At 56.6% G+C, this 5,101-nt stretch carries 3 rRNA genes; all 3 read left to right on the top strand.

The window, feature by feature from the left end:
* Window positions 1–9: 9 nt before the first annotated feature.
* The 3 genes from Q7L65_RS27585 to rrf all read left to right on the top strand — a co-directional run bounded on the left by Q7L65_RS27585 (window position 10) and on the right by rrf (window position 5,035).
* A 16S ribosomal RNA gene (locus tag Q7L65_RS27585) occupies window positions 10–1,557 on the top strand.
* Window positions 1,558–1,838: 281 nt separating this feature from the next.
* Window positions 1,839–4,842, top strand: a 23S ribosomal RNA gene (locus Q7L65_RS27580).
* 76 nt (window positions 4,843–4,918) lie between these two features.
* Window positions 4,919–5,035 (top strand): 5S ribosomal RNA (gene rrf / locus Q7L65_RS27575).
* The 16S, 23S and 5S rRNA genes sit together here, the layout of an rRNA operon.
* The last annotated feature ends 66 nt before the right edge of the window (window positions 5,036–5,101 follow it).

Here is a 5,101-nt window from a genome sequence, read left to right as displayed (position 1 = left end):
ATGTAGTTCTTCACGGAGAGTTTGATCCTGGCTCAGGACGAACGCTGGCGGCGTGCCTAATACATGCAAGTGGAGCGACGAACCAGGGCTTGCCCTGGGGCAGAGCCGCGAACGGGTGAGTAACACGTGGGTAACCTGCCCTGATGATTGGGACAACTCGGGGAAACTCGGGCTAATACCAAATGTGCTTTCTGGTCTTAAGGCTGGTTTGGAAAGGTAGCTTCGGCTAACCGCATCAGGATGGGCCCGCGGCCCATTAGCTTGTTGGTGGGGTAATGGCTTACCAAGGCTTCGATGGGTAGCTGGTCTGAGAGGACGATCAGCCACACTGGGACTGAGACACGGCCCAGACTCCTACGGGAGGCAGCAGTAGGGAATCTTGCGCAATGCGCGAAAGCGTGACGCAGCAACGCCGCGTGGAGGAAGACGGTCTTCGGATTGTAAACTCCTTTCAGTTGGGACGAGGCTTCGGCGTTGAATAGACGTTCGGAGTGACGGTACCTTCAGAAGAAGCCCCGGCTAACTACGTGCCAGCAGCCGCGGTAATACGTAGGGGGCGAGCGTTGTCCGGAATCATTGGGCGTAAAGCGCGTGTAGGCGGCTCGGTAAGTCTGCTGTGAAAGTCCAGGGCTCAACCCTGGAATGCCGGTGGATACTGTCGAGCTTGAGTCCGGAAGAGGCGAGTGGAATTCCTGGTGTAGCGGTGAAATGCGCAGATATCAGGAGGAACACCAATGGCGAAGGCAGCTCGCTGGGACGTGACTGACGCTGAGACGCGAAAGCGTGGGGAGCAAACAGGATTAGATACCCTGGTAGTCCACGCTGTAAACGATGGGTACTAGGTGTGGGGGGTGTCGACTCCCTCCGTGCCGACGCTAACGCATTAAGTACCCCGCCTGGGGAGTACGGCCGCAAGGCTAAAACTCAAAGGAATTGACGGGGGCCCGCACAAGCAGCGGAGCATGTGGTTTAATTCGACGCAACGCGAAGAACCTTACCTGGGCTTGACATGTGCCTGATCGCTGTGGAAACACGGTTTCCCTTCGGGGCAGGTTCACAGGTGGTGCATGGCTGTCGTCAGCTCGTGTCGTGAGATGTTGGGTTAAGTCCCGCAACGAGCGCAACCCCCGTCGCATGTTGCCAGCATTTAGTTGGGGACTCATGCGAGACTGCCGGTGACAAACCGGAGGAAGGTGGGGATGACGTCAAGTCATCATGCCCCTTATGTTCAGGGCTACACACGTGCTACATTGGCGCGTACAGAGGGCTGCGATACCGTGAGGTGGAGCGAATCCCTTAAAGCGCGTCTCGGTTCGGATTGCAGGCTGAAACTCGCCTGCATGAAGGCGGAGTTGCTAGTAATCGCGGATCAGCATTGCCGCGGTGAATACGTTCCCGGGCCTTGTACACACCGCCCGTCACACCACGGGAGTGAGCAACACCCGAAGCCGGTGGCCTAACCCGTTTGGGGGGGAGCCGTCGAAGGTGGGGCTCGTGACTGGGGTGAAGTCGTAACAAGGTAGCCGTAGCGGAAGCTGCGGCTGGATCACCTCCTTTCTAGGGAGCGTCCTATTGGTGGGCGCGTCCGATCGATGGTTGATCGGTTCTAGTATGTCGACCGGAGCCTGGTCGTGCGAGATACGTTCACGCTTTTGGGTGTGGGCGCGTATGCATGCTGTTGAGTTTTGAGAGACCGGCCTGTGGCTGGTCTCGACTGCTTGGGCTTTGGTCCGCGGTCGGGGCTGGGCGTGGGTGGCGCCTCTTGTCGGTCTTTGAAAACTGCACAGTAGCCAATGAAACGGGTATCACCGATCTTCTTTTTTGGATGATCAGATCACCGTCAAGATAGTAAGGGCACACGGTGGATGCCTTGGCACCTAGAGTCGATGAAGGACGTGAACGGCTGCGATAAGCCGCGGTGAGGCGCTGAATAGCCTTTGACCCGCGGATTTCCGAATGGGGAAACCCGGCGCTGGTAATGCGGCGTTACCTCCTGATGAACACATAGTCAGGGTGGGGACAAGCGGGGGAAGTGAAACATCTCAGTACCCCGAGGAAAGTAAATCAACCGAGACTCCCTGAGTAGTGGCGAGCGAAAAGGGATCAGCCCAAACCTGTTGCGTGTAAGCAATCACGCGTTGCGTAATGGGGGTTGTAGGGCGTGCGTTCCGGGTCGTGATTGGCCTGGCAGGAGTTACAAAGTTGTGTGGTAGTCGAAGAGCCTGGAACGGCTCACCAAAGAGGGCAATCGTCCCGTAGGCGAAACTGCATGATCTCCTGTCGTATGTTCCTGAGTAAGTCCGCGCCCGTGAAACGCGGACTGAATCTGGGGGGACCACCCTCCAAGGCTAAGTACTCCTAGGTGACCGATAGCGGACTAGTACCGTGAGGGAAAGGTGAAAAGTACCCCGGAAGGGGAGTGAAATAGTACCTGAAACCGTGTGCCTACAAGCGGTGGGAGCAGACGTGTTCTGTGACCGCGTGCTTTTTGCATAACGAGCCGGCGAGTTACTCGTCTGCGGCGAGGTTAAGCGATGAGCGGAGCCGTAGCGAAAGCGAGTCCGAATAGGGCGTTTTAGTCGTAGGCGGTAGACCCGAAACTGAGCGAGCTACCCATGGGCAGGTTGAAGCGGGGGTAAGACCTCGTGGAGGACCGAACCGACCTAGGTTAAAAACTGGGCGGATGACCTGTGGGTCGGAGTGAAAGGCTAATCAAGCTCAGTGATATCTGGTTCTCTCCGAAATATATTTAGGTATAGCCTCGGATAAATTTGCGTTTTGGCCGTAGAGCACTGTTTGGACGCGGGGCCCTACCAGGTTACCAACTTCAGGCAAACTCCGAAGACCATTACGTGTACTCCGGGAGTCAGTTGCTGGGGGATAAACTTCAGCGTCAAGAGGGAAACAGCCCAGACCGCCAGCTAAGGTCCCCAAATGCTAGCTAAGTGGCAAACGATGTTCGAGTGCATAGACAACCAGGAGGTTGGCTTAGAGGCAGCCATCCTTGAAAGAGTGCGTAACAGCTCACTGGTCAAGTGTTCGAGCGCGGATAATGTAACGGGGCTTAAGCTAGCTACCGAAGCTGCGGGTTCATGATGCTCTTTGAGCTGATTGAGCGGTAGGAGAGCGTTCCGATGCCAGTGAAGCGGCGGGGTAACCCAGTCGTGGAGGCTTCGGAAGTGAGAATGCCGGCATGAGTAACGAAAGAAGGGTGAGAATCCCTTCCACCGATTGCCTAAGGATTCCTGAGTAAAGTTCGTCTGCTCAGGGTTAGTCGGGACCTAAGGCGAGGCCGAAAGGCGTAGTCGATGGCCAACAGGTTGATATTCCTGTACCACGTCGTGATCGTTTGACCGATGGGGGGACGGGGAAGGCTACGGGAGCCCAGGCGATGGTCGTCCTGGGGTAAGCATGTAGGGGTGGGCCTAGTGAAATGCGGGTCTGCGTAACCTGAGGTGCGATGCCAGCTGGCTTTGAGCCGGCGAGTCCCTTACGCCATGCCTCCAAGAAAATCCTCTAGGGAGAACACGCGTGCCCGTACCAAAACCGACACAGGTGGGCAAGTAGAGAATACTAAGGTGATCGAGATAACCCTCGTTAAGGAACTCGGCAAAATCGCCCCGTAACTTCGGGATAAGGGGCGCCCTAGTAGGGTGAAGGCCGTACGGCTGGAGTCCGAGGGGGCCGCAGTGAATAGGTCCAAGCGACTGTTTACCAAAAACACAGGTCTCTGCTAAGTCGAAAGACGACGTATAGGGGCTGACGCCTGCCCGGTGCCGGAAGGTTACGTGGAGGTGTTAGGGCTTTCGGGTCCGAAGCACCGAAGCTAAGCCCCGGTAAACGGCGGCCGTAACTATAACGGTCCTAAGGTAGCGAAATTCCTTGTCGGGTAAGTTCCGACCTGCACGAATGGCGTAACGACTTGGACGCTGTCTCAACGAGGGGCTCGGTGAAATTGCAGTCTCGGTGAAGATGCCGAGTACCCGCGGCTAGACGGAAAGACCCCGTGAACCTTTACTACACCCTGGTATTGGAATTCGATCCATTTCGCTCAGGATAGGTGGGAGGCTTGGAAGCATCGGCTGCGGCTGGTGTGGAGCCATCCTTGAGATACCACCCTTGATGTATTGGGTTTCTAACACCGCGCCGTGAATCCGGGCGGTGAACAGTGCCAGGCGGGTAGTTTGACTGGGGCGGTCGCCTCCCAAAATGTAACGGAGGCGCACAAAGGTTCCCTCAGCACGGTTGGAAATCGTGCGTAGAGTGCAAAGGCAGCAAGGGAGCTTGACTGCGAGACCGACAGGTCGAGCAGGTGCGAAAGCAGGTCTTAGTGATCCGGCGGTAGCAAGTGGAAGTGCCGTCGCTCAACGGATAAAAGGTACTCCGGGGATAACAGGCTTATCGGGCCCAAGAGTCCACATCGACGGCCCGGTTTGGCACCTCGATGTCGGCTCGTCGCATCCTGGGGCTGTAGTAGGTCCCAAGGGTTGGGCTGTTCGCCCATTAAAGCGGTACGCGAGCTGGGTTCAGAACGTCGTGAGACAGTTCGGTCCCTATCTGCCGTGGGCGTTGGAGAGTTGAGAGGATTTGTCCCTAGTACGAGAGGACCGGGATGAACGCACCTCTGGTGTATCTGTTGTCCTGCCAAGGGCATCGCAGGTTAGCTACGTGCGGATTGGATAACCGCTGAAGGCATCTAAGCGGGAAGCCAGCCTCAAGATGAGCTCTCCCACCTCCTTGAGAGGGTAAGAACCCTGGGAGACCACCAGGTTGATAGGCCAGATCTGGAAGAGCGGTAACGCTCGTAGGAGACTGGTACTAATTGTTCGAGGGCTTGACGGATAATTTTTGTGATGCTCGTTTCATTGGCGCTGTGTAGTTTTGAAAGACCGGCCTGAGGGGTTGGTCTCGCAGTGTTTCCGGTGGTTATAGCGTGAGGGAAACACCTCTTCCCATTCCGAACAGAGTAGTTAAGCCTCATAGCGCCGATGGTACTTGGCCTGAAAGGGCCTGGGAGAGTAGGACGCTGCCGGTTCTTCCGTAGCACATGTGTGTGGCCCCGTCATCCGCCGATGACGGGGCCACACCCCTTTAACAACCC

The organism is Conexibacter sp. CPCC 206217 (genome assembly GCF_030646165.1).
Lineage (GTDB): Bacteria > Actinomycetota > Thermoleophilia > Solirubrobacterales > Solirubrobacteraceae > Conexibacter.
This window is presented reverse-complemented; position numbering and strand designations above follow the sequence as displayed.